Origin of the sequence: Stenotrophomonas mori, assembly GCF_023556335.1 — a bacterium.
Classification (GTDB): Bacteria; Pseudomonadota; Gammaproteobacteria; order Xanthomonadales; family Xanthomonadaceae; genus Stenotrophomonas; species Stenotrophomonas mori.
Map to the genome: position 1 here is coordinate 306,958 of NZ_JAIKTS010000003.1, position 21,847 is coordinate 328,804.

16 protein-coding genes are annotated in these 21,847 nt (G+C 71.2%); 1 reads left to right on the forward strand and 15 read right to left on the reverse strand.

Features of this window, described 5'->3' with window-relative positions; translation table 11 throughout:
• Positions 1-5: 5 nt before the first annotated feature.
• The 6 genes from K5L01_RS10885 to ilvC form a co-directional block, all read right to left on the reverse strand.
• Positions 6-767, reverse strand: a complete 762-nt coding sequence (locus K5L01_RS10885; protein WP_250064472.1) for a class I SAM-dependent methyltransferase — start codon at positions 765-767, stop codon at positions 6-8.
• The gene (locus K5L01_RS10890) at positions 764-2,344 is read right to left on the reverse strand and encodes a 2-isopropylmalate synthase (RefSeq protein ID WP_425603881.1); all 1,581 of its coding nucleotides are present in this window, start codon (positions 2,342-2,344) and stop codon (positions 764-766) included. The genes K5L01_RS10885 and K5L01_RS10890 overlap by 4 nt, the downstream gene beginning before the upstream one ends.
• Complete coding sequence (locus tag K5L01_RS10895) at positions 2,341-3,438, reverse strand: threonine dehydratase (RefSeq protein ID WP_272494172.1); 1,098 nt, start codon at positions 3,436-3,438, stop codon at positions 2,341-2,343. Before K5L01_RS10895 ends, K5L01_RS10890 begins: the two co-directional genes overlap by 4 nt.
• A gap of 159 nt (positions 3,439-3,597) precedes the next feature.
• Positions 3,598-3,849: an ACT domain-containing protein gene (locus K5L01_RS10900; RefSeq protein WP_250064476.1), complete on the reverse strand. Its 252-nt coding sequence runs from the start codon at positions 3,847-3,849 to the stop codon at positions 3,598-3,600.
• Entirely contained in the window at positions 3,833-5,560 is a 1,728-nt protein-coding gene (gene ilvG / locus K5L01_RS10905; protein ID WP_250064486.1) for an acetolactate synthase 2 catalytic subunit, read from the reverse strand. Before ilvG ends, K5L01_RS10900 begins: the two co-directional genes overlap by 17 nt.
• Positions 5,561-5,737: 177 nt before the next feature.
• Positions 5,738-6,712, reverse strand: coding sequence for a ketol-acid reductoisomerase (gene ilvC / locus K5L01_RS10910; RefSeq protein WP_250064491.1), 975 nt, complete (start codon positions 6,710-6,712; stop codon positions 5,738-5,740).
• Positions 6,713-7,480: 768 nt separating this feature from the next.
• Here ilvC and K5L01_RS10915 point away from each other — a divergent pair.
• Entirely contained in the window at positions 7,481-8,359 is an 879-nt protein-coding gene (locus K5L01_RS10915; protein WP_250064496.1) for an AfsR/SARP family transcriptional regulator, read from the forward strand.
• A gap of 94 nt (positions 8,360-8,453) precedes the next feature.
• Here K5L01_RS10915 and K5L01_RS10920 read toward each other — a convergent pair whose 3' ends face one another.
• Genes K5L01_RS10920 through mshL form a run of 9 tightly spaced genes read right to left on the reverse strand, consistent with a single transcriptional unit; the run spans position 8,454 to position 21,844 of the window.
• Positions 8,454-9,773, reverse strand: a complete 1,320-nt coding sequence (locus tag K5L01_RS10920) for a type II secretion system protein (protein WP_250064501.1) — start codon at positions 9,771-9,773, stop codon at positions 8,454-8,456.
• Entirely contained in the window at positions 9,770-10,858 is a 1,089-nt protein-coding gene (locus K5L01_RS10925) for a prepilin-type N-terminal cleavage/methylation domain-containing protein (RefSeq protein ID WP_250064503.1), read from the reverse strand. The genes K5L01_RS10920 and K5L01_RS10925 overlap by 4 nt, the downstream gene beginning before the upstream one ends.
• The gene (locus K5L01_RS10930) at positions 10,855-14,106 is read right to left on the reverse strand and encodes a phage tail tape measure protein (protein ID WP_250064507.1); all 3,252 of its coding nucleotides are present in this window, start codon (positions 14,104-14,106) and stop codon (positions 10,855-10,857) included. The genes K5L01_RS10925 and K5L01_RS10930 overlap by 4 nt, the downstream gene beginning before the upstream one ends.
• Before the next feature lie 38 nt (positions 14,107-14,144).
• A complete protein-coding gene (locus K5L01_RS10935) occupies positions 14,145-14,855 on the reverse strand; it encodes a type II secretion system protein (protein WP_250064508.1) in 711 nt (236 codons plus the stop codon).
• A gap of 10 nt (positions 14,856-14,865) precedes the next feature.
• Positions 14,866-16,122 (reverse strand): type II secretion system F family protein, encoded by a 1,257-nt coding sequence (locus K5L01_RS10940; RefSeq protein WP_250064510.1) that lies wholly within the window; start codon positions 16,120-16,122, stop codon positions 14,866-14,868.
• Positions 16,119-17,825 (reverse strand): GspE/PulE family protein, encoded by a 1,707-nt coding sequence (locus K5L01_RS10945; RefSeq protein ID WP_250064511.1) that lies wholly within the window; start codon positions 17,823-17,825, stop codon positions 16,119-16,121. The genes K5L01_RS10940 and K5L01_RS10945 overlap by 4 nt, the downstream gene beginning before the upstream one ends.
• Complete coding sequence (locus tag K5L01_RS10950) at positions 17,812-19,215, reverse strand: ExeA family protein (RefSeq protein ID WP_250064512.1); 1,404 nt, start codon at positions 19,213-19,215, stop codon at positions 17,812-17,814. Before K5L01_RS10950 ends, K5L01_RS10945 begins: the two co-directional genes overlap by 14 nt.
• Positions 19,212-20,117 (reverse strand): tetratricopeptide repeat protein, encoded by a 906-nt coding sequence (locus K5L01_RS10955; RefSeq protein ID WP_250064514.1) that lies wholly within the window; start codon positions 20,115-20,117, stop codon positions 19,212-19,214. The genes K5L01_RS10950 and K5L01_RS10955 overlap by 4 nt, the downstream gene beginning before the upstream one ends.
• Positions 20,114-21,844: a pilus (MSHA type) biogenesis protein MshL gene (mshL, locus tag K5L01_RS10960; protein WP_250064516.1), complete on the reverse strand. Its 1,731-nt coding sequence runs from the start codon at positions 21,842-21,844 to the stop codon at positions 20,114-20,116. Before mshL ends, K5L01_RS10955 begins: the two co-directional genes overlap by 4 nt.
• Positions 21,845-21,847 lie beyond the last annotated feature (3 nt).

Below are 21,847 nucleotides of genomic sequence, written 5' to 3' on the forward strand. Positions count from 1 at the left end.
GGGAATCATGCCGCAATCGCGCGGAAACGCAGCCGCATGTAGTCGGCGCTCCAGCGGCCGTCGCTGTCGCGCAGCGCCGGTGCCAGCAGCTCGGCCGTGGTGGCCAGCACGTCGGCATGGTGCTGCGGCGCGACCCCGGCCAGCCAGGGCGCGGCGAACGTGCGCAGCCAGCCGTCGATGCCGGTCGGCAGCGGCGTCGGGCGCGGCAGCAGGGCCATGCAGTCGACCTGGAAGCCGTTGCGCTCGAGCAGCCGGGCGTATTCGTCGGCGCTGGGGAAATACCAGGCGAACGCCGGTGCGGCCTGCCCGTGCAGGCGCAGCGCGGCACGCAGGGCGGTGGTGATCGCGGCGACGTTGCCGTGCCCGCCCATCTCGGCGACGAACCGGCCACCGTCACGCAGCGCGCGGCGTACGCCGCGGACCACCGCCTCGGGCTGGCGCATCCAGTGCAGCGCGGCATTGGAGAACACCGCGTCGAAGCCGCCGTCGGTCGCCAGGGCATGGCCGTCGCCGACCCGCGCATCGAGGCCGCGGGCACGGGCCGCGGCCACCAGCTCCGGGGACGCGTCGATGCCGACCACGTGGGCGCCGGTGGCGGCCAGGCGGACGCTGAGCACGCCGTCGCCGCAGCCCAGGTCGAGGATGCGCTCGCCGGCCAGGGGTGCCAGCAGCGCGGCCACGTCCTGGCCCAGCGCCGGCACGAAACCGGCGTGGGCGGCGTAGTCCGCCGCGTCCCAGCGCTGGCTGGCGGCCGGCAGCGCGCTCATCGCAGTGCCGGCTCCGCGGTGTCGGTGGCGGCCGCCGGCGTCGGGGCGGCATCGGCCTCGCGCCGGCGCAGCAGGCGGTTGGTCACGTCCAGCCACGCCAGGGCGCTGGCCTCGATGATGTCGCGGCTGGTGCCGGTGCCCTCGTAGATCTCGCCTTCGTGGCGGACGCCGAGGTTGGCCTCGCCGCGCGCATCGGCGCCGATGCCGACACTGTGCACGTGGTAGCTGTCCAGCGACAGCTGCACGCCGGTGGCGGCCGACAGCGCCGAGAACAGCGCATCGACCGGGCCGTCGCCCTGCGCGGTCTCGGCCACGCGGTTGCCGTCCGGGTCGGACAGTTCGACCAGCGCGTTGGCGCCGCTGCCGACGTCGCTGATGGTCATCGAGGCCAGGCGGTAGCCGTTGCTGCCGGAGTTGCCCTGCATCAGGGTCTGCAGGTCGCTGTCGGTGACCACGCGCTGCTGCTCGCACATGGCCTTGAAGCGGTCGAACACCAGCTTCAGTTCGTCCTCCTCCAGCCAGTAGCCGAGCGCGCGCAGACGCGCTTCCACCGCGGCGCGGCCGCTGTGCCGGCCCAGCACCATCTGCGAGGATTCCCAGCCCACGTCTTCCGGGCGCATGATCTCGTAGGTGTTGCGGTTGCGCAGCATGCCGTGCTGGTGGATGCCCGATTCGTGGGCGAAGGCGTTGGCGCCGACGATCGCCTTGTTGCGCTGGACCGGCATGCCGACCAGCCGCTGCAGCAGCTGCGAGGTCGGCACGATGCGGCGGGTGTCGAAGCCGGTGTCGAAGGCGTAGAAGGCGTTGCGTACCTTCAGCGCCATGGCGATCTCTTCCAGCGCGCAGTTGCCGGCGCGCTCGCCGATGCCGTTGATCGAGCCCTCCACTTGGCGCGCGCCGCCCTCGATGGCGGCCAGCGAGTTGGCCACCGCCAGCCCCAGGTCGTTGTGGCAGTGGGCGCTGAACACCACGTCGGCGCTGCCGGCGGCGTGGGCGATCACGTGCTGGAACATCGCGCGGATCTCTTCCGGGGTGGTGAAGCCCACGGTGTCGGGCAGGTTGATGGTGCGGGCACCGGCGGCGATGGCCACCTGCGCCACTTCGGTCAGGAACTCCAGCTCGGTGCGGGTGGCGTCCTCGGCGGAGAACTCGACATCGTCGATGTAGCCGCGCGCCATGCTCACGTGCTTGTGCACCGATTCCAGCACCTGCTCCTTGCTCATGCGCAGCTTGTGCTCGCGGTGCAGCGGGCTGGTGGAGAGGAACACGTGCAGGCGCGGACGGGCGGCGGCCTCCAGGGCCTTCACCGAGGTCTCGATGTCGCCGGGCAGGCAGCGCGAGAGAACCGCCAGCACCGGGTCGCGCACGTCGCGGCCGATCAGCGCCATGGCCTCGCGGTCGGACTGCGAGCTGGCCGGGAAACCGGTTTCGATCACGTCCGCGCCCAGTTCGGCCAGGGCACGGGCCATGACCAGCTTCTGCGGAGGCGTCATGCTGCAGCCGGGGGACTGCTCGCCGTCGCGCAGGGTGGTGTCGAAGATGGTAATTCGCGGGGTGTTGTTGGTTGGAGTATTCACCAGAGGGTCTCCTCGACAGCGGTAACGGGCATGGGGGTCGGTTCGGGGGTTGCGGTGCGCAGCGCCGGTAGCACGGCACGGCTTCTAAGTCGTTCGGCGTTGCGCCGTCGCGGCTTGCGCGGCGGGCTGGGGCGCACTTCCGACAGCAGGGTGGAGAGTACCGCGGCATCGATGTTGCCGCCGGAGACCACCGCGCACTTGCGCTTGCCGGCCACGCGGCGGCCGGCGGCCAGCGCCAGGGCGCCGGCGCCCTCGGCGATGACATGCTCCTCCAGCGCCAGCCGCACCAGGGTCTCGCGCAGTTCGGCCTCGCGCACGATGACCACGTCGTCGAGCAGGCTGGTGCACAGCCGCCGGGTGATGAAGCCGGGAATCTTGACCTTGACGCCATCGGCCAGGGTCGGCACCGGCTCAATCTCGCGGGTGTCGCCCTTGATCGCGCGGGCCATCGAGTCCACGCCTTCCACCTGCGCGCCGATCACCCGCACGCCCTGCGACTTCAGCGCCAGGGCGACGCCGGAGGCCAGGCCGCCGCCGCCGATCGGCACGATGACCACGTCCGGGGCATGCGGGGCGATCTCGATGCCCAGCGTGCCCTGGCCGGCGATCACGTCCGGGTCGTCGAACGCGGACAGGAAACGGTAGCCGTTTTGCTCCGCCAGTTCGCGGGCGAAGGCGTAGGCCTCGTCGTAGCTGGCGCCGTGCTGGCGCACCGTGGCGCCCCAGTGCTGGACGCCGGCGATCTTGGTGGCCGGCGCGCCGTGCGGCATCACCGTGATGGCCTGCACGCCCAGGCGGTAGGCGGCCCAGGCCACGCCCTGGGCGTGGTTGCCGGCCGAGGCGCAGATCACGGGGCGTTCGTCGCCGCGCTCCAGCGCGGCCAGCATCGCGTTGAGCGCGCCGCGCACCTTGTAGGAGCCGGTGCGCTGCAGGTTCTCGAGCTTGAGCCAGGTACCGAAACGCTCGGCGTAGTGCAGCGGGGTGGGCGGCAGGAAGCGCCGCAGGCGCGCCTGCGCGGCCAGCACGTCGGCCACGCTGACGGACGCTTCGGCGGCGGTGCCGGGAGGGGCCAGGGGACGTCCGCTGTCAGGCATCGGCGTGGCCATGGCGCCCGCCGTGGCGTACGCCGGGGAGGCGGGACGGCGGGCGGCTCGGGGAGCGTCGAAGAAGACGCCTCCGGGACGAGCGCGCCGCCGCGGCGCGCCGGGCGCGGCGGCCCGGTCCTACGTCTACGTCGCCGGCTACGTCGCTGCTCATGCGGACGTGTCCGTGACGGCCACGACCTGCACGGACTCGCAGTCGTAGACCTTTTCCAGCTGGTGGCGCAGGGTCTCCGGCGGCCGTTGGCCACGGACGTCCATCTGCACGTGCCAGCGCCCGGCATCGTCGGGGTTGCGGTTCCCGGAGATGTTGCTGGGCGAGAAGCCGCGGCGCTCGACCATGCCGATCACGCGCACCAGCGCGCCTTCGGCGGGCTTCAGCACCAGATCAAGCCGGTAATGCATTGGAACTCTCCTGGGGCGCCTGGGCGTGGGCGGGGTTGCTGTCGAGCATGGTGCTGTTGGCGTAGTTCGGCGGCACCAGCGGCCAGACGTTGGCGCGGGCGTCGATGGCCACGTGCAGCAGCGCCGGCCCCGGGGTGTCGAGCAGCGCGGCCAGGGCGTCCTCGACGTCGTCGCGCTGGGTGATGCGGGTGGCGGGGATGCCGAACACCTGCGCCAGTGCGCTGAAGTCCGGGTTGTCGGACAGGTCGATCTCGCTGTAGCGCTCGGAGAAGAACAGTTCCTGCCATTGCCGGACCATGCCCAGCGAGGCGTTGTCCAGCAGCACGATCTTCACCGGCAGCCGGCAGCGGGCGATGGTGACCAGCTCCTGCACGTTCATCATGAAACTGCCGTCGCCGGAGACCAGCACCACGGTGCGGTCGGGGCAGGCGAACTGCGCGCCCATCGCCGCCGGCAGGCCGAAGCCCATGGTGCCCAGAGCGCCGGAGGTCAGGTGGTTGCGCGGGTGGTTGAAGCGGCAGTGCTGCGCCACCCACATCTGGTGCTGGCCGACATCGCAGGCGATGACGGTGTCCGGCGGCGCCACTTCGCTCAGGCGCTTGAGCAGCGCCGGGGCATAGATGTCCTGGCCCGGGGCGTCATAGCGCGCGGTGAACTTCTCGCGGTTGGCGGCGCAGCGTGCGCGCCAGCCGTTGCAGTTGCCGCGGATCCCGGTCAGCGTCCGCAGGCTGGCCTGCAGGTTGCCGGGAACGGCCAGGTCGGCCTGGCGCAGCTTGGAGATCTCGTAGGCGTCGGCGTCCAGGTGGACGACGCGGGCGAACGGCGCGAACTCGGCCAGCTTGCCGGTGGCGCGGTCGTCGAAACGCGCGCCGACCACGATCAGCAGGTCCGCTTCCTGCACCGCCATGTTGGCGGCGCGGGTGCCGTGCATGCCCAGCATGCCCAGGTACTGCGGGTGGTTGGCCGGCAGCGCGCCCAGGCCGCGCAGGGTCAGCACGGTGGGGATGCCGGAGGCTTCGACGAACTGCCGGAAGTCCTCGACGGCCTCGGCCAGGGCGATGCCGCCGCCGCCGTAGATGACCGGCTTCTCGGCGGCGGCGATCATCTCCACGGCGTCGGCCAGGCGCTGTGCCTGCGGCGCGGGGACCGGCGCCACCGCGGCCGGGACATGGTCGGGCAGGTGGCTGGCGTCGGCCAGCTGCACGTCCTTGGGCAGGTCGATCAGCACCGGGCCGGGGCGCCCTTCGCGGGCGATGCGGAAGGCCTCGGCGACCACCTGCGGCAGCTCGTCGACGCTGCGCACCAGCCAGCTGTGCTTGACGATCGGCAGGGTCATGCCGAACACGTCCAGTTCCTGGAACGCGTCGGTGCCCAGCAGCGGGGTGCCGACCTGCCCGGTCAGGCAGACCATCGGTACCGAATCGAGCATGGCGTCGGCGATGCCGGTGACCAGGTTGGAGGCGCCGGGGCCGGAGGTGGCCACGCAGACGCCGACCCTGCCGCTGGCGCGGGCGTAGCCGTTGGCGGCGAGCGCCGCGCCCTGCTCATGGCGGACCAGGATGTGCTTGAGGGTGGAATCCACCAATGCGTCGTAGAACGGCATGATGGTGCCGCCCGGGTAGCCGAACAGCGTCTGCACGCCTTCGGCCTCCAGGGCCTGCGTCAACCAGCGTGCACCGTTGCGTGGCGCGCCGTGGGTGGGTGTGTTCATGCAGCGACCTTTGCCTTTTGCGGGTGGGGGACCGCGCGGTGGAACCTGTCCGCGGACCGGCGGTGGCGCGCCGCGCGCGCGGCGGGTGTCCGGCGCAGGCGGGTGACCCCGCATTGCACCGGCCCCGTCCCGCGACGGCCTGCGGAAACGCGCGCTGGACGGTCCGCGGACACGTTCTTACGCGTCCTGGGCTTGCAGCCAGACCATCTTGGCGCGCAGCTCCTTGCCCACCTTCTCGATCGGGTGCTCCAGGTCGGCCTGCTTGAACTTGGTGTAGTTCGGCAGGCCGGCGTCGTACTCGGCCACCCAGTTCTTGGTGAAGGTGCCGTCCTGGATCTCCTTGAGCACCGTCTTCATGCGCTCCTTGGTGCCGGCGTCGATCACCCGCGGACCCGAGACGTAGTCGCCGTACTGCGCGGTCTCGGAGATGAACTCGAGCATGCGGGTGATGCCGCCTTCGTAGAACAGGTCGACGATCAGCTTCAGCTCGTGCAGCACCTCGTAGTAGGCGATCTCGGGCTGGTAGCCGGCTTCCACCAGGGTCTCGAAGCCGGCCTGCACCAGCGCGGAGGCGCCGCCGCACAGCACGGCCTGCTCGCCGAACAGGTCGGTCTCGGTCTCTTCCTTGAAGGTGGTCTTGATCAGGTTGGCGCGGGCGCCGCCCAGGCCGCCGGCATAGGCCAGCGCCAGCTGCTCGGCCTTGCCGCTCTTGTCCTGGTAGACGGCGTAGATGCACGGGACGCCGCGGCCGATCTCGTACTCGCGGCGCACCAGCGCGCCCGGGCCCTTCGGCGCGACCAGCACCACGTCCAGGTCCTCGCGCGGGGCGATCATGCCGTAGTGCACGTTCAGGCCGTGGGCGAACAGCAGGCAGGCACCCTGCTTCATGTTCGGCGCGAGCACGTCTTCGTAGAGCTTCTTCTGCACCATGTCCGGGGTCAGCACGGCGACCAGGTCGGCGTCCTTGACCGCGTCGGCGGGCGTCTTGACGGTGAAGCCGTCGGCCTGGGCCTTGGCTTCGGTGGGGCCGCCCGGGCGCAGGCCGACCGTCACTTCAAAGCCGGACTCGCGCAGGTTCAGGGCGTGGGCGCGGCCCTGGCTGCCGTAGCCGATGACGGCGATCTTGGTCTGGGGCAGTTCGTTGGAGCTCATGGGGCGTGGTTCCTTGCAGTGGAAAGGGGGGAAGTGCGCGATGGCCGTGCGTCAGGACAGGGTGGCCATCGGGATCGGGGCCGCCGCCATGCGTCCCGGCACGGTGCGGAGGGCATCGCAGGCGGTCGGTCGGGGCTTGGCGGTGTCGAAGGCGTACATGGTTTCAGTTGAAATGGATGCTGGAAACGAAAAACCCCGCACCGGGGCCGGTGCGGGGTTTTTTATCGAAGCTGGCTATTTTTCGACTACGCGCCAGTTCGTCCCGCACCTGTTGGCTCGGTAATAAGCACGAGTACGAGAAGCGACGCCGCGGCGGAAGCCGGGGTCGAATTCACAGGGGCGGTGGCGGTGTGGCGCTGCAACATGTGGTCGAGATAAGCATGCCGCTTTCAGGGCTGTCAAGCGCGGGCCCGGAAAAGCCCGGGGGTTTCGTCCGCAGGCCGTCGAAACGCCTGTCATCAGTACATGGTTGCCAGTGAAAGCATTGCCGCCGATGGCCATGCCCCGGTGCGGTCCGTGGCGGTCTGCGCGGATCCGGGCCGGCGGCCGCCGTCGGGGCGCGGCGCCAGCGACGGGCTCCCGGGGACACGGTTACCCGGGAGCTGCACCCCGATGGCAGTGAGTGGCGGGTGACAGCCGGACGGGTGTTTATGTGACGTCCATCAAGGAATCGTGTTCCGGATGATGGGCTTGTGCCGCTTTCCACGGTGTTGCTGAGTAAGGGCGGCCTCATCTCACTGCGCCGCCGGCCTTGAGCGTAGGGGAACCATGAACCAGTCGATCTCGACCGTCGCCGATCACCGGCGCGGAAAGCGTGTGGCGGACGGCCAGTGCGGCGTGACGATCCACCTGCTGGGCGAGTGCCGGATCACCGGTACCACCGGCCAGCGCTTGCGCCTGGCCTACCGCAAGGGATGGGCGCTGCTGGCCTACCTGGCGGTGGAGCGTTCGCGGACCCATCGCCGGGGAACGGTCGCCGCGATGCTCTGGCCCGATCTGCCGCAGGCCGCGGCACTGACCAACCTGCGGCAGGTACTGGCCGACCTGAACCGGACACTGACGGCGGCCACCGGCCGCCGCCTGCTGGTGGTGGACCGCGACACGCTGCGGCTCTGTCCGGCGGCCTCGCAGGGGGTGTTCGACATCGATCGCCTGGAGGCGGGGCCGCCGGCCTGCACCGGCCAGGCCTGGCTGGAGGACGCCGGCGAGCTGCTCGACGGCATTGCACTGGAAGAGTGCGAGGCGTTCTGCGAGTGGCTGCCCGGCGCACGCATGTGGGCGTGGCAGCACCTGCTGCGCGCGCTGGATGCGGCGCGTGACCAGGCGGAGGCGTCCGGCGGGCTGGATGCCGCGCTGCGCATCGCACGCCGCCAGGTGGCGCTCGATCCCTGGGACGAGACCCGCCAGCGGCACCTCATGCGGCTGCATGCGCGGCTGGGCGAGCCGGACCGCGCCCTGGACTGCTACCGCCTGCTGGAACGCGGGCTGGCGCGCGAGCTGGCGCTGGAGCCCCAGGCGGCCACGCGCACCCTGGCCCAGGACATCGCCCGGCGCCAGGCACGCTCGACGCATGCGGGGCGCCTGCGGCACCGTCCGCTCGTCCTGCGGCGCACCGTCGGCGCGATGCAGGCGCGGCGCGAGAGCTAGCCGCGCCGTCGCCGCGCAGGGCAATGGGCCCGCGTGGCAGCCGGGACGGGCCTTGTCGTGGTTGAACGGCGGCCGGCATTGCACGCGGCGGCCGTCAGGGCGCGGGATGGCGGAACGCGCGGGCGGCTTCGCGGGCGTCCGGATCGGTGAAGCCGCCGAGCATGTCGGCGCGCCGCGCGTTGCCGACGATCTCGTCTTCCACGCGCTGCGCTTCCGCCGGGAAGCGGGCGGCGAAGGTGTCGCGGTGGGTCTGTGCCGTCATCAGGTAGGTGCCGGCGGAGCTGACCGCTACGCCGGCGGCGATGGTGCTGCCCACCGCGGTGCCGATGGAACCGGCGGCGATGGCGGCACGCCAGTTCCAGCCGCCATAGGTGTCGAAGATCTCGGCGATGGTGTCCAGGGTGTCGGCGGTGGTGTTGATCAGTTCGGCGGTGGCGTCGATGAGCGCCACCGCGGCATTCATTTCCTCGGCCTTGCCGAGCTCGACCATGATATCGAGCTGGGTCTTGTGGTCGTGCATGGTCGGGGTGGTCAGGCGCGCGGCCATGGCGACGTTGGCATGGGCGTACAGCGCGGGGCTGTAGTGTTCGCCGCAGCGCAGCCGTGTCCACAGCTGGTCGATGCCCACCGCCAGCACCTTGTCGCGGTAGTCGTCGCTGCCACCGGCCGGCCGCCGCGGTGAATGGAAGACCGGTGAACCGGGCGTGTGCGACGGCGCCAGCGGATCGGTGACGGCCAACGCGTAGGCCACGTTGCCGGCCACCTCGGTGGGCTGCTGGGCGCGCCGGGTATGGACGTGGCTGCCGCTGACCGGCAGCAGCGCGGCGTTGCGGAGGGCGTCGCAGAAATCCATGCTGTTGCGGGTCAGCTGCGGCAGCGCGGCGCAGTCCACGGAGGCGCAGTTGTTCCATTCGCGGATGCGGCTGACCACGGCCGTACCCGGGGCGTTGAGGGTCACCTGCAGGGGCAGTGCCTGGTCCGTCAGCGCGGCCAGGTCGGCGTCCAGGACGGTGGGCTGGGCGAGCAGGCCCTGGTCGTCGGTGTTCCAGCGCTCCACCAGGGTGCTGTCGCCGGTGCGCCGCAGGACGCCGTAGCGCAGGCGGCCGGCGCGGCTGTCCGGCAGGCCCAGGGTGAGGTAGGGCAGCGTGCCGACCTCGCCGCCGCCGCAGTCCTCGCGGCCATCGCGGTCGATGTCGGGGCAGGGCAGGCGCGACTGGATCGCGGCGAAGCCCATCACCGCGTCGTCCGCGCGCTGCAGCAGGTCGCGCTGCACGGCCTGGCCGCGCTCTTCGGAAAGGACGCCGAGCCACCGCGCGACCAGGATGCCGATGATGCCCAGGATGACCAGGGCGACGGTCAGCTCGATCAGGGAGAAGCCGCGCGCGGTGTGGCGGGCATGTCGGGAACGGTTCATGGGTTCAGTCCTGCCCGGTCCAGGCCGATGGCGGTGTCGCGGGCGTCTTCGTACAGTTGCTCGATCCGCAGGCGGAACGTCTCGACCAGCGTGCGCCGGTGTTCGGCGTCGTGCACGCCGGCCACGGCGTCGTCGTAGGTTTCCAGCGCCCCGGCGAGCTCCTCGCTGGCGTTCTTGATCGACATGATTGCCTCGGCAAGCTTCTTGGCGCCGGCCGACATGGTGATGCCGTCCGGCGGCCAGCCCGAGGCGACCATCACCAGAGCGATGGCCTCGTTGGTGATGGCCTCGGCCAGGGCATAGGCGGCCAGGTCGCGGGCGACCCGGGCCTGCTCGCGGATGGTCTCGGCGATGAGGATGTCGAATTCGCGGAACTCGAGGTTGAAGGCGGTCATGCGCAGCGCGCTGTACGCGGCATAGGCCGTCTGCGCACTGCCCTGGGCGCGCGCCAGGCGGTCCGGGCACGACAGCCGGGTGGCCAGTTCGCCGGGGCCGGCGGCCACGGTGGCCAGCTGCCCGGCGGCGGTGCCCGGCATGGCCTGTGCGCTCGGCTGCCACTGTGCGGCGGCCTCGATGCGGCCGTGCCCGGCGATGCCGGAATGGCCCAGGTAGTACGCCACCGGCAGGTCCAGGCCGCCCAGGCCGATGGTGGCCCGCTGGTTCAGCAGCAGGCGCATGCACAGGTCCAGTCCGTTGCGCTCGGCGGCGGGCTGGTCGCTGGCCGGCAGGACCGGGTCGAACAGGTCGGCGGGCAGGGTCCCGGTCAGGCCGCGTTCGACCTGGTAGTACAGCCGCATGCGCGAGGGCAGGCCGAGGTCGTCCACCGGCAGCCAGCCGTCGGTGGCGCCGTCGGCGCGGCCGTCGCCATCGCCGTCCGCGGCCGGCAGGCGGCCCTGGCTGCGCATGTAGCCGAGCAGGGCCTGTTCGGCCTGCGCCAGCTCCTGCTGCTGGCGCTCGGCATCCAGCACCTGGTTGCCGAGCGGCAACAGGCTGAACACCAGCACGGTGAGCAGGGCGGCGATGGCCAGCGCCACCGCCAGCTCGACCAGCGAGAAGCCCCGGGCGGAGCGGGCCGCACGGTTCATGGCTGCACCACCGCCTGCGGGCCGGTGGATCCACGGCTGTCGGCATGCTCCAGGGCGGCTTCGGCGCCGAAGCTCATCTGGGTGGTGGGGCCGCCGCCGGGCGCCGCGCCGTCGCGCATGTTCTCCAGTTCCTCTTCGAGCTCTTCGAAGCGCTTGCGGGTGTCGTCGTGGTTCTTGCGGGCGTTCTCGGCACCGAGCTTGGCGCGCCGCCAGTCCTCGAAGGCACGGTTGTAGGGGTAGCGCTGGCAGTACAGGCCCATCGGGTAGGTGTTGCCCCACCAGTCCGCGTTGCCGCTGCCGGGCCATCCCCAGAAGGTTCCCTGCCATACCCGGCCGGCGAAGAACCGGCACAGGTCCTTGTTCATCAGTTCCAGGTTGCCGGTGACCAGCACCGGCGAGGACTGGCTCGTGGCGGCGTTGTAGGGCTCGCGGGCATACCACGGCAGGCTGCGGGTCCTGACCTCCGAGCGCTGTTCGGAGCAGCTCTTGGTCTCGGTCTCGGTCGAGCAGTCCCAGGTGTAGGTGTAGGTGTAGGTGTAGTTGTCGCTGAAGCGGGTGCGCACCCAGTCGTACGTGAGGGGATTGCCGTGCTTGTCCTCGGTGGTCTCGATGGCCCATTCGAACCAGTCGTAGTTGCCGTCCGCGGCATAGGGCTGGGTCCGCGACGGGTAGGCCACCCAGGGGGACGGCAGCGCCTGGTATGCGGCCCTGGCCTCGTTCCGCTTGCCGTCGAGCAGGGCGTACTCTTCCTGCATGCCCGCCAGCCGCGCCAGCATGTTGGGCCTGCAGGTCGCCAGTGAGTTGTCGTCCTTTGCGTAGTCGCCGCTACTGGTTTCCTGCCAGCCGTAATCCTTCGGCGTACCGTTGCGGTCGGTGCAGGCGCTGTCCGAGTAGCGGCCCGCATCGCTGCCCACGTACCGGCATTCGTTGACGGTGATCGGTTTCTCGCAGGTGTCGATGTAGCGGACGGCGCTGCGGGCATTGATGCACTGCTGCTTCTGCATGTCCTTGGCGGGCAGGTTCACGTTCGGCCAGCCGCTGGTGGTGTAGCTGCCCAGGCCCTTGCCGTCGCAGTGATGCTCGTCGTCGAGCTGGTTCAGCATCTTCCTGTAGATGGCGTCGCCGCCTTTGAACCAGGTGTCGAGGTTGTCCTGGAACTGCTCGATCTCCTTCTTGAGCTCCTGTTCGCGCATGTTCAGGTCGGTCCAGTGCTCGGCCGCCCGGCGGCGGGCGATGAGGTCGTTGGTGGCGACGTCCCAGTCGAACGCGTAGCTGATTTCCTTCACCCGGTCATAGGCACCGGCGGGACGGGTGGTCTCCTCGCCGTCGACGGTCAACGTCTCGGTGCCGACATGCACGCAGGCCTCGCCCTGCTCGTCGTACTCGCCCTGGTTGGCGCCGACGTGCTTGCAGACCCAGGTCTCCACGGTCTTGCGGTAGCGTTGCGGGGTGCAGTTCTTCCAGTCGGTGCTGGTGCTGCCGAGGTTGCAGGTCCGCTGCGGATGGATGCGCTGCTGCGCCTGTGAGCGGTACGCGCCGTCCACTCCGCGGCTGGTGATCTCCACGGTTTCGTGGGTGGGCAGGCCGTTGCCGTCGAGTACCGGTGCGCCGAGGGCGTCGGTGCGGGGCTGTACCGCCACACCCCAGGGAGCCAGCCGCCACTGTTCCAGCATGTCCACCTGGTACTGCAGCTTCTGCCATTCGGCCTTGGCGATCTCCACCTGCGTGTCCAGGCCGACCCGGGGTACCTCGCTGCGGGATTCCTCCTCGTACAGGGGGTTGCCATGCTCGTCGTACAGGGGATTGCCGGCCGCGTCCCTGCGGGGAATGGGGTTGCCGTTCTTGTCGCGCTTGTAGACGACCTCCCATTCGGTCGGATCCTCGCAGTTGCGCGCGTAGAGCGTGCACTCCAGCTGTTTGCGGGCCTCTTCGATGTTCTTCGGGGGAGCGACGGGGCCGGCTTTCCTCGCCAGGTCGCGGGCCTTGAGCGAGGCGTCCAGCGCCAGCGCGACGAACGGCAGCGCCGCCGCCTTGGCGGCCAGGGTCACGCCCTTCTCGCCCAGGCCGATGATGGAGGTCACCACGGCGGCGGTCTTGAGCGGGACTTCCCAGCACATCGCGCCCAGCGATGCGATGCAGGTGGCGATGGAGCGGGTCAGGTTGGCGGCGGAGGTCACCAGGGTGGTGATCTGGTCGGACAGGCTGGCCGCGGTGGTGACCAGCTTGAAGACCAGCGAGATCTGCGCCTTGGTGGCGCTGCTGACCGCCGACTCGGTGGCGTCGATGTTGTTGGCCTGGAGGGCTGCCAGCGCATCGTGCAGGGTGACCGCGGCGGCCAGCACGTCCATGCCGGCGATGGAGACGTTGAACGGCTCGTTGCCGGAGGGAACCGCGGCCAGTGCCGTGGCGGAGAACGGGGCCAGCGCCGAGTGCGCCGCCGCCGCAGAGCCGGCGAGGTCGCCGAGCAGCCGGCAGCCGAGCATCTGTCCGGCCGCGTCGAAGGTGCGCACGCGCACGCGGTCGTCGTAGCCGCTGTCCCATTGCTGCCACGGGGAGGCCAGCTGCGCGGCGGGGCCGCTGTTGGCGCCGTCCAGGCGCGTGGCGCCGGCGAGCGGACCGGCCGCGGCGATCCCGTAGGCCATGTTGGCGGGCACGCCGTCGGCATGCGCCCGCGTGGCGTCGTACGGGTCGCGCTGCGCCAGTTCCAGCGAACGGCACAGGTCGAGGCCGTTGATCGAGGCGAACGCGCGGCTGGGCAGCTTGCCGTCCTCGTCCTCGACACCGTCCTGGTCGACGATCTGGCGCGGGCTGCCGTCGATCAGTGGCGGCTGGTAGGCGTTGCCGGGCGCGGTGAGGTCCAGGTGCAGGGTCTCGTCGCCGCGGTAGACCATGTAGGCCACCGGGCCGGGGGGCAGGTCGCTGCCGGAGGCGCCGAGCAGGGTGCGCGCGGGCAGCCAGCCCTTGGCGTGGCCGGGGGCGCAGTTCTCCTCGCCGTTCGCGGTGTCCGCCGGGCAGGGCAGCCGCGCATTGGCCGCGGCGAACGCGGCGATGGCCTCGTCGGCCCAGCGCAGGGTCCGTTCCTGGGTGACGGCCTGGGACGGTGCCCGCTTGGACTGCACGAGCACCGCAGCGGCGGCCAGCGCGGTGGCGACCAGCAGCAGGACCAGCATGACCTGGAGCAGGCCGATGCCGGACTGGAGCGCACGGCGGCGGGCGGGAAGGGAACGCGGAAAGGTGGACAGATTCATGACCCTCGTCCTGACGTGTCGTGAAGGGGAACGGTGCATCACTGGTTCATCCGCACGTAGCCGGTCATCACCGCGACCTGGGCATCGGGCCGGTAGCCGCCGTTGTAGTCGTGGCGGTCGTCGCGGCTCCAGGGGTTGGTGACGGGATTGGTGCTGCTGATGGCATCGGTGCGGCTGTGCGCGTTGATCTCGCGCATGCGCCCGAAGCGGGCGTCGACGCGGCCGTCGATGCGCGCATCGAGCTGGTTGGCCAGCTCCGGGGTCAGCCCGGTGAGGCGCATGACGTTGCGGCTGCGGGTCGTGTAGCCGAGCCCGGTGGAGGGTTCGGCCCAGTTGTTGAGGTTGAGGAAGCACACCTCCAGCTCCTGCGGGTTGCCCTGGCTGTCGCGGTAGACGTAGCGGCTCTCAGCGCCCTCCGCGCGGCCCTGCGGCAGCGCGACCCCGCGGCGGAGCATCTCGTTGCGCAGCTCGTCGCGGCACAGCTCGCGCTCGGCCTGGTTGTAGACCCGTCCGCTGGGGTTGGCGGGGTCGTCGCCGGGGACCACGCCGCTGCCCTGCACGTAGCGATCGTAGGCGATCATCCAGCCCTGCACGAACTCGCTGCCGATGCGCTCGGCCTCGGCGCTGCGGTAGACGTCGCGGCCGACGCTGACCGCGCCGATGATCAGCGCGATCACCACCAGCACCACCGACATCTCCAGGAGGGTGAAGCCGGTGGTCCGCGCAGGGGAACGGTAGTAGGAAGGCATTGCGGACTCCTCAGAACTGCGGGGATGCGATCGCCTGCCGCACCAGGTCGTAGACCGGCAACAGCAGCGCGACGATCAGGAACACGAACAGGCCGCCGCCGAGCAGCACCACCACCGGCTTGATGACCTCGGACAGGTTGGTGATCAGCCGCTGCAGGCGCAGGCTGTATTCGGCGGACAGGCGTGCGAACTGCGAGTCCAGGGTGCCGGTCTCCTCGCCCACGCCGATCATGCGCACCATCATCGAGGGGAAGCCGCCGACCTGGCGCATCGCCGCGGACACGCGGTCGCCGCGCTCGAGCACCTGGCGGATGGCGATGATGCGGTCGCGGTAGTACTCGTCGCGCATCGCCCGCTCCATCACCTGCAGGCTGCTGACCATGTCCACGCCGGCGCGGATCAGCAGCGACATGTATTCGGTGAAGAAGGCCAGGCCGGACGAATACATGATGGTCCGGGCGATCGGCAGCCGGTGCAGGGTGTAGTGCGCGGTCCGGCGGAAGGCTCGGCTGTAGCGCCACGCCACCCACAGCACGAAGGCGGACAGCGCGAGGATGCCGAGGATCAGCCCGAAGTGCCCGATCAGCCATTCCGAGCCCTTCATCACCGCGATGGTCAGCGGCGGCAGCTTGGCGTTCATCTGCTTGAACAGGTCGGCTAGGTTGGGGATCACGTAATAGATCCAGAACCCGCCGGCGGCGAAGATCGCCGAGAACACGAAGGCCGGGTAGATCAGCGCCTGGCGGGTGTCGGCGGTCATCTTGGCGATGCGCTCGACGTGGTCGGCCGACTCCATCAGCATCCGGTCCATGGTGCCGGTCTCGTCGCCGATCATCACCAGGTTGCGGACGGTCTCGGGGAAGGCGTCGGGATAGCGCGCCACCGCGTCGCTGAGCGAGGCGCCGGCGTCGAGCTCGTCCAGCAGCCGGCGCGCGAGCTTGGCCGGGTTGGAGGTGCGCCCGCCGCCGACCTCGTTGGCCACCGCGCGCAGGGCCTCCATGATCGGGATGCCGCTGGAGGTCATCACCCCGAGGTCGCGCAGCATGCCGGCCAGCTCGACCGGGCGGATGCTGGGCTTGATCAGCTGCGAGACCGAACGCTGGGTCTCGGCCAGCCAGCCGGGGAAGCGGTAGAGCGTCAGCACCACCGCGTCGAAGTTCTTCTCCAGCCACATGCGCGCCGATGCGTCGTGCTCCACCGCCAGCTGGGTGACGCCGGTGCGCACGCGGCCGCTGGAGAGCAGCAGCCGGTAGTAGTAGACGTTCATGGCGCCGGCCCCACGCCGGCCACGCGCATGACCTCCTCGCTGGTGGTCTGGCCGGCGATCACCCGGGCCCGCGCCACGTCCTCGATGCCGCGGAAGCCGGCACCCATGGCCAGGTTGCGCAGGGCCTCGCGGCCGACGTCGTCGGCGATGCCGTTGGCCAGCGCCTCGTCCACCAGCATGATGTCGTAGATCGGCAGGCGCCCGTAGAAACCGCTGCCGCGGCAGCGCTCGCAGCCGCTGCCGCGCTGTCCGGTAGTGCCCGGCGGCAGCCCCAGCCATTCGCGCTCGCGGTCGCTGAAGGCGGCTTCCTGGGTGCAGAACGGGCAGTTCTGCCGCACCAGGCGCTGGTTGACGACGGCCAGCAGGTTGTCGGCGATGACCTGCGCCTCCAGGCCCAGCGGACGCAGCCGCGGGACCACGCCGAACACCGTGGTCACGTGCAGGGTGGACAGCACCAGGTGGCCGGTGGCGGCGGCCTCCAGGGCCGCCTGCGCGGTTTCCGCATCGCGCATCTCGCCCAGCAGGATGACGTCCGGGTCATGGCGCAGGAAGTGGCGCAGCGCCGAACCGAACTCGTAGCCGGCACGGCGGTTGACCTCGGTCTGGCCGGCGCCGGGCACGCGGTACTCGATCGGGTCCTCGACGGTGAGCACGTTGCGCTCGATCAGCGACTGCATGCGCAGGGCCGCATGCAGCGAGGAGCTCTTGCCGGAACCGGTCGGCCCGGTGATCAGCACCAGCCCGGCGGGGCGCGCGAACAGCCGCTCGAGCACCGCCACGTCCTCGGCGAAGAAGCCCAGCTCCTCCAGCCCGGCCAGGTCGCTGTGCTCGGGCAGCAGGCGCATCACCGTGCGCTCGCCGGCGTCGGTGATGATGGTCGACACGCGCACGGTCAGGGCCGAGTCCAGCACCGTGGCGCGGAAGCTGCCGTCCTGCGGCCGCCGCTGTTCGGAGATGTCCATGTCCGCGGCGAGCTTGATGTAGCCGAGCAGGCGGTTGAGCGTGGTCGGCATCGCGAACATCGGGCGCAGCACGCCGTCGACGCGGAACAGTACGTGCAGGCTGCCGTCCGACGGCGACAGGTGGATGTCGGTGGTGCGCTCGCGCACCGCGTAGTGCAGCAGGTAGTCGAGCAGCTTCTCCGGGCTGTAGGCGTGGTCGTTGTCCGCCGACAGGCGCTTGATCTCGCGCTCCAGCAGGCTTTCCACCGGGTTCTGCGCGAAGTAGTAGGTATGCCGGATCAGCCGCGCGACCTTGCCGTACTCGCCCTGCAGGAACCGGCAGCGCAGGCCGCAGCGCTGCAGCACCAGCTGTTCGACCGCGGCGGTGTCGGCGTCGCCGAGCAGCACCTCCAGCGCATCGCCGACACGCCGCAGCGGCAGGAACTGGCGCAGCTGGCACAGTTCGCGGTTGAACATCGCCAGCACCTGCGGCTCGGCATGCGGCAGGGTGTCGACCTGCACGTACTCGATGCCGTTCATCTCGGCCAGCGCGCGCACGATGTCCGATTCGTTGGCCAGGCCGTGGCGGATCAGCACCCGGCCAAGGCGCTGCTTCTCGACTTCGTTCTTCTGCAGCGCGTACTGCAGCTGGGTGGCATCGATCAGGCCGCGCTCGAGCAGGCGTTCGCCCAGCCGCGCGGCGTCCTTCTGCACGGACGACTGCGGAGCGGAGCGGGAGGTGGAGGGATCAACCGTTGCCATGGTGGTGCGTTTCCGGGGAAGAGGGGGTGTGCGCCGCCAGCAGCTGGTCCAGCAGCAGCAGGGTGGCCGGGTCGGGCGCGCCGCTGGCGGCCAGGGCATGGGCCTGCTGGAACCCGGCGAGCGCCGCACGGGTGCGTGCGCCGTACAGGCCATCGAGCGCGCCGTGGTAGTGGCCCTGTGCCTGGAGCAGCGCCTGGACCGCCGCGAGCCGCGCGCGGTCGCCGCCGACGGTGAGGAAGTCCGCGGCCCGCAGCTGCGGCCGCCACGCGGCCTGCCAGCCATCGGTCTGCTGCCGCAGGCACACGCCGTCGCGCGAGGGCAGGCGTTCCAGCCAGGCCGGATCGACCGGCTGCAGTGCCGGCGAGGCGGTGCCCAGGGCGCGCAGGCAGCGCTCCCAGTCGGAGGGCCCGGCCTGCGGCGCGGCCGGTGCCGTCGCGGCCGCCGGGACGCGGGCCGCGACGTCGCCACCGGGGCGCACCAGCAGCAGGGCCGCGCCGGCGATGCTCGACACGCCCAGCAGCGCGGCGGTCAGCGCCAGCGGCCAACGCCGCCGCAGCGGTCGTGCTCCGGCCTGGGCGGCGGCGGTGCGCACCAGCGACGGGCCGATCCGGCGGTCGCCGGCGGGCTGCCGGTAGAGGCCGTACAGGCAGCGGTCCATGATCTGGTGGATCCGGCGCGGGTTGCCGCCGCTGGCACGGTGCAGGGTGCGGGCGGCGGCGGCCGGCAGGTGGATGCCGGTGCCGGGGTTGCCGGCCGCGGCCAGCCGGTAGTGCACATAGCGCTGCACTTCGTCGGCGGCCAGTGCATCGAGCTGGACGTGCGTGCAGATGCGGCTGGTGAGCTGGCGTATGCCGGGTTGCTCGAGGTTGCGGCGCAGCTCCGGCTGGCCGGCGAGGACGATCTGCAGCAGCTTTTCCTGGCCGGTCTCCAGGTTGGTCAGCAGGCGCAGCAGCTCCAGGCTGGCGATGGACAGGTTCTGGGCGTCGTCGATCATCAGCACGCAGGTGACCTGGGCACGCCACTGCCGCACCAGGAAGCGGTTGAGCGTTTCGAGGTCGGCGGCGGGACTGCCCTGCGCCTCCAGCCCGAAGTCGCGCAGTACCGCGGCCAGCAGGTCCGGGCCCTGCAGGAAGGTGTTGAACACCATCGAGGTGACCACGTCCTCGCCTTCCAGCGCGAGCAGCAGGCGGCGCAGGAAGGTGCTCTTGCCGGTACCGATCTCGCCGGTCAGCAGGACGAAGCCGGCGCGGGTGCGCAGCGCGTGCGCGGCCTCGACCAGCTCGGCATCCCGCTGCGCGGTCTGGAACCAGGCGACCGCATCGGGAGTGGGCGGGAACGGCGAGCGCTCCAGCCCGAGGGTCCGCAGGTGACGGGCCAGGGTGGCGTTCATTGCGGCTGGCGGTCCAGTTCGGCCAGGGCGTGGGCGATCTGCGACGAGCGCGGGTGGCGGCCGGACAGCTGCGTCAGCCGCCGGCGGGCCGCTTCCAGGTCACCGCGGCGGGCATCGAGCAGGGCGATGTTCACGCCGGCGGTGGCGTCGTCGGGGACGCGCTCGGCGATGGCGCGGTAGAGCCGCTCGGCGCTGGCCGTCTCGTTGCCGGCGTGGGCGATCCAGGCCTGCATGCGCAGCAGGGTGAGGCTTTCGTCGGGCAGCAGCGCCTGCAGCCGCGCCAGCGACTGGCGGGCACCGGCCAGGTCCTCGGCGGCCATCGCCGCCTCGATCTCGCCCACGGCCAGGGTCACCGCACGGTCGTCGCCGGCGGTGGGCGCGGGGCCGCCGCCATGGCGCTCCACCTTGATGCTGATCGGTGCCGCGGCCTGGGCGGGGGCCGGTGCGGCGACGGCCGGCGGCGCCGTGTCCGGCGCCTCCGTGGAGGCCACCGCCGGTGGCGGCATCGTCACGGCCGGTGCCGGGCCTGCCTCGGCCTGCAGCGGCGCCGGGGCGGCTGGAGCGGCGGGCATGACGTCCGCGGAAGGGGACGGCTGCATCACGGCCGCAGCCTCAGGCGCGGCCTCGGGGACCGGGGCCAGCAGGGCCGGTGCCGCCGGAGCGGGGGCGTCGGGCAGGGGCACGGAGGGCGCAGCTGCAGCTGCAGGCACGGGCGCGGCGCGGTCCGCGCGCGGCGCGGTGGCATAGGCCAGCGCGCCGGCCACCGCGAGTGCCGCCGTGCCCAGCACGATGCCGGTGCGGGCGCGCTGGGAGCGCTGCCGCCACCAGGACGCCGGGGAACGCGCCGGCGCCGGCGCGGCAGGGCCGGCCGGTTCCTTGAGCGCGTCGTAGATCAGGCTCATATCACCTTGACCCTGAGCACCAGCACCAGCTCGCGGGTGGTGTTCTGCTTGCCGCGGGAGCCGAACAGGCGCCCGAACGCGGGCACGTCGGACAGGCCGGGAATGCCGCTGTCGTTGAGGCTGGCCTTCTGGTCGATCAGGCCGCCCAGCAGCACGGTGTCGCCGTCGCGCAGGTTGAGGGTGGTGGTGATGCCCTTGACGTTGATCACCGGCAGGGTGACCGCGTTGCCGTTGGGGAACTCGCGCAGGGTCAGGCTGCCCGGCTCCACTTCGGTCTGCATCGGGTGCACCAGCAGTTCGACGCTGCCGTTCTCGTGGATGATCGGGGCGACGCCGATGACCACGCCGGAGAACAGCGAATCGGTCTGGATGTCGGTGGACTGGTTGTAGGCGCTGCCACCGCCGGTGTTGGAGAAGTTGCTGGTGGACTTGGTGACGTAGCGGATGTTGGAGCCGACGCTGAGGTAGGCGGGGCTGCCGTTGCGCACGCGCACGCTGGGGTTGGACAGCACCTTGACGTTGCCGAAGGTGCGCAGCGCGTTCAGCGCGGCCGAGAACGTGTCGGACAGGTAGCTGATGCCGAAGCCGCGGCCGGCGACCGAGCCCAGGGTCTGGTTGGGGAACACGATGTTGCGCGCCTGGTCGCCATAGCGGCCGTAGCGCTGGTAGGGCAGCAGGTTGGGCTGGGTGTCGGTGCCGGCGACCGGGGCGATGGTCGCCGGGCTGTCGCCGTAGATGCCGGCCACGCGGTTGCGCAGCAGGTTCCAGTCCACGCCGTACTGGAAGTCGTCGTTGAGCGACACGTCCAGGATCTGCGCCTCCACCAGCACCTGGCGGCGCATCTTCTGGGTGGTGGCGGCGATCAGCTCCTCCACGGCACGGATCTGCGAGGGCCGTGCGCGCACGAACAGCGTGCCGGTGCCGGGGTCGAGGCTGTAGCGTCCCGCTTCCGGTGGTGGCGGGGCGTCCGGGCCGGCCGCCGCCGCGGCCTGCTCGCCGCCGAGGATGACCTTGATCGCGGCGTCGAGCTGCTTGTAGGGATCGTTGTCCTTGCCGACCGTGCCGGTCATGGTCAGGGTGCCGCGCAGCGACTGGCCGCCGCCGCCGGCGCTCTGGATCCCGGCGCCGAACACGTCGCCGCCGGTGGACAGGTCGAAGGAGGTGTTGGAGTTGAGCAGGTCGACGTTGAAGATGCGCTCGCGCATCTGCCCGACCACCAGCGCACCGCCGCGGATCTCGCCATGCAGGTCGAAGGCGTCGAGGATGTGGTTGTACACCTCGCGCGCGCTGACGTTGCGCAGGTGCAGGCTGGTGTGCTGGCGCTGTTCGAGCACCCGCGGGTCGACGATCAGGTTCATCTTCAGCTCGTCGGCCAGCGCCCACAGCAGCTGGCCGACGTCGGCGTTGAACATGCTGATGCTGACCACGGTGTTTTCCAGCGGATCGTAGGCCGGGGCGACCGGCGGTGCGGCCTCGGCGGCGCGCTGCAGCGAGCGCTCGACCTTCTCGCGCAGGCGGTCCTGCTCGCTGGCGAGCTTGGCCGATTCCTCGGCGATCGCCCCGCCGGTGCGTTCCAGCGCCGTGTATTCGGTGGGCGGGAGTTCCTGGGCGCTGCGTGGCGGCATGTTGCTGCAGGCGCCCAGGACCAAGGCGCCCATCGCGCTGGCGAGCACGCGTGCCGCGGGGCGGCCGGTGGGCGGGCGGACGGTGGTGGCGTTGGAGTTCATCGG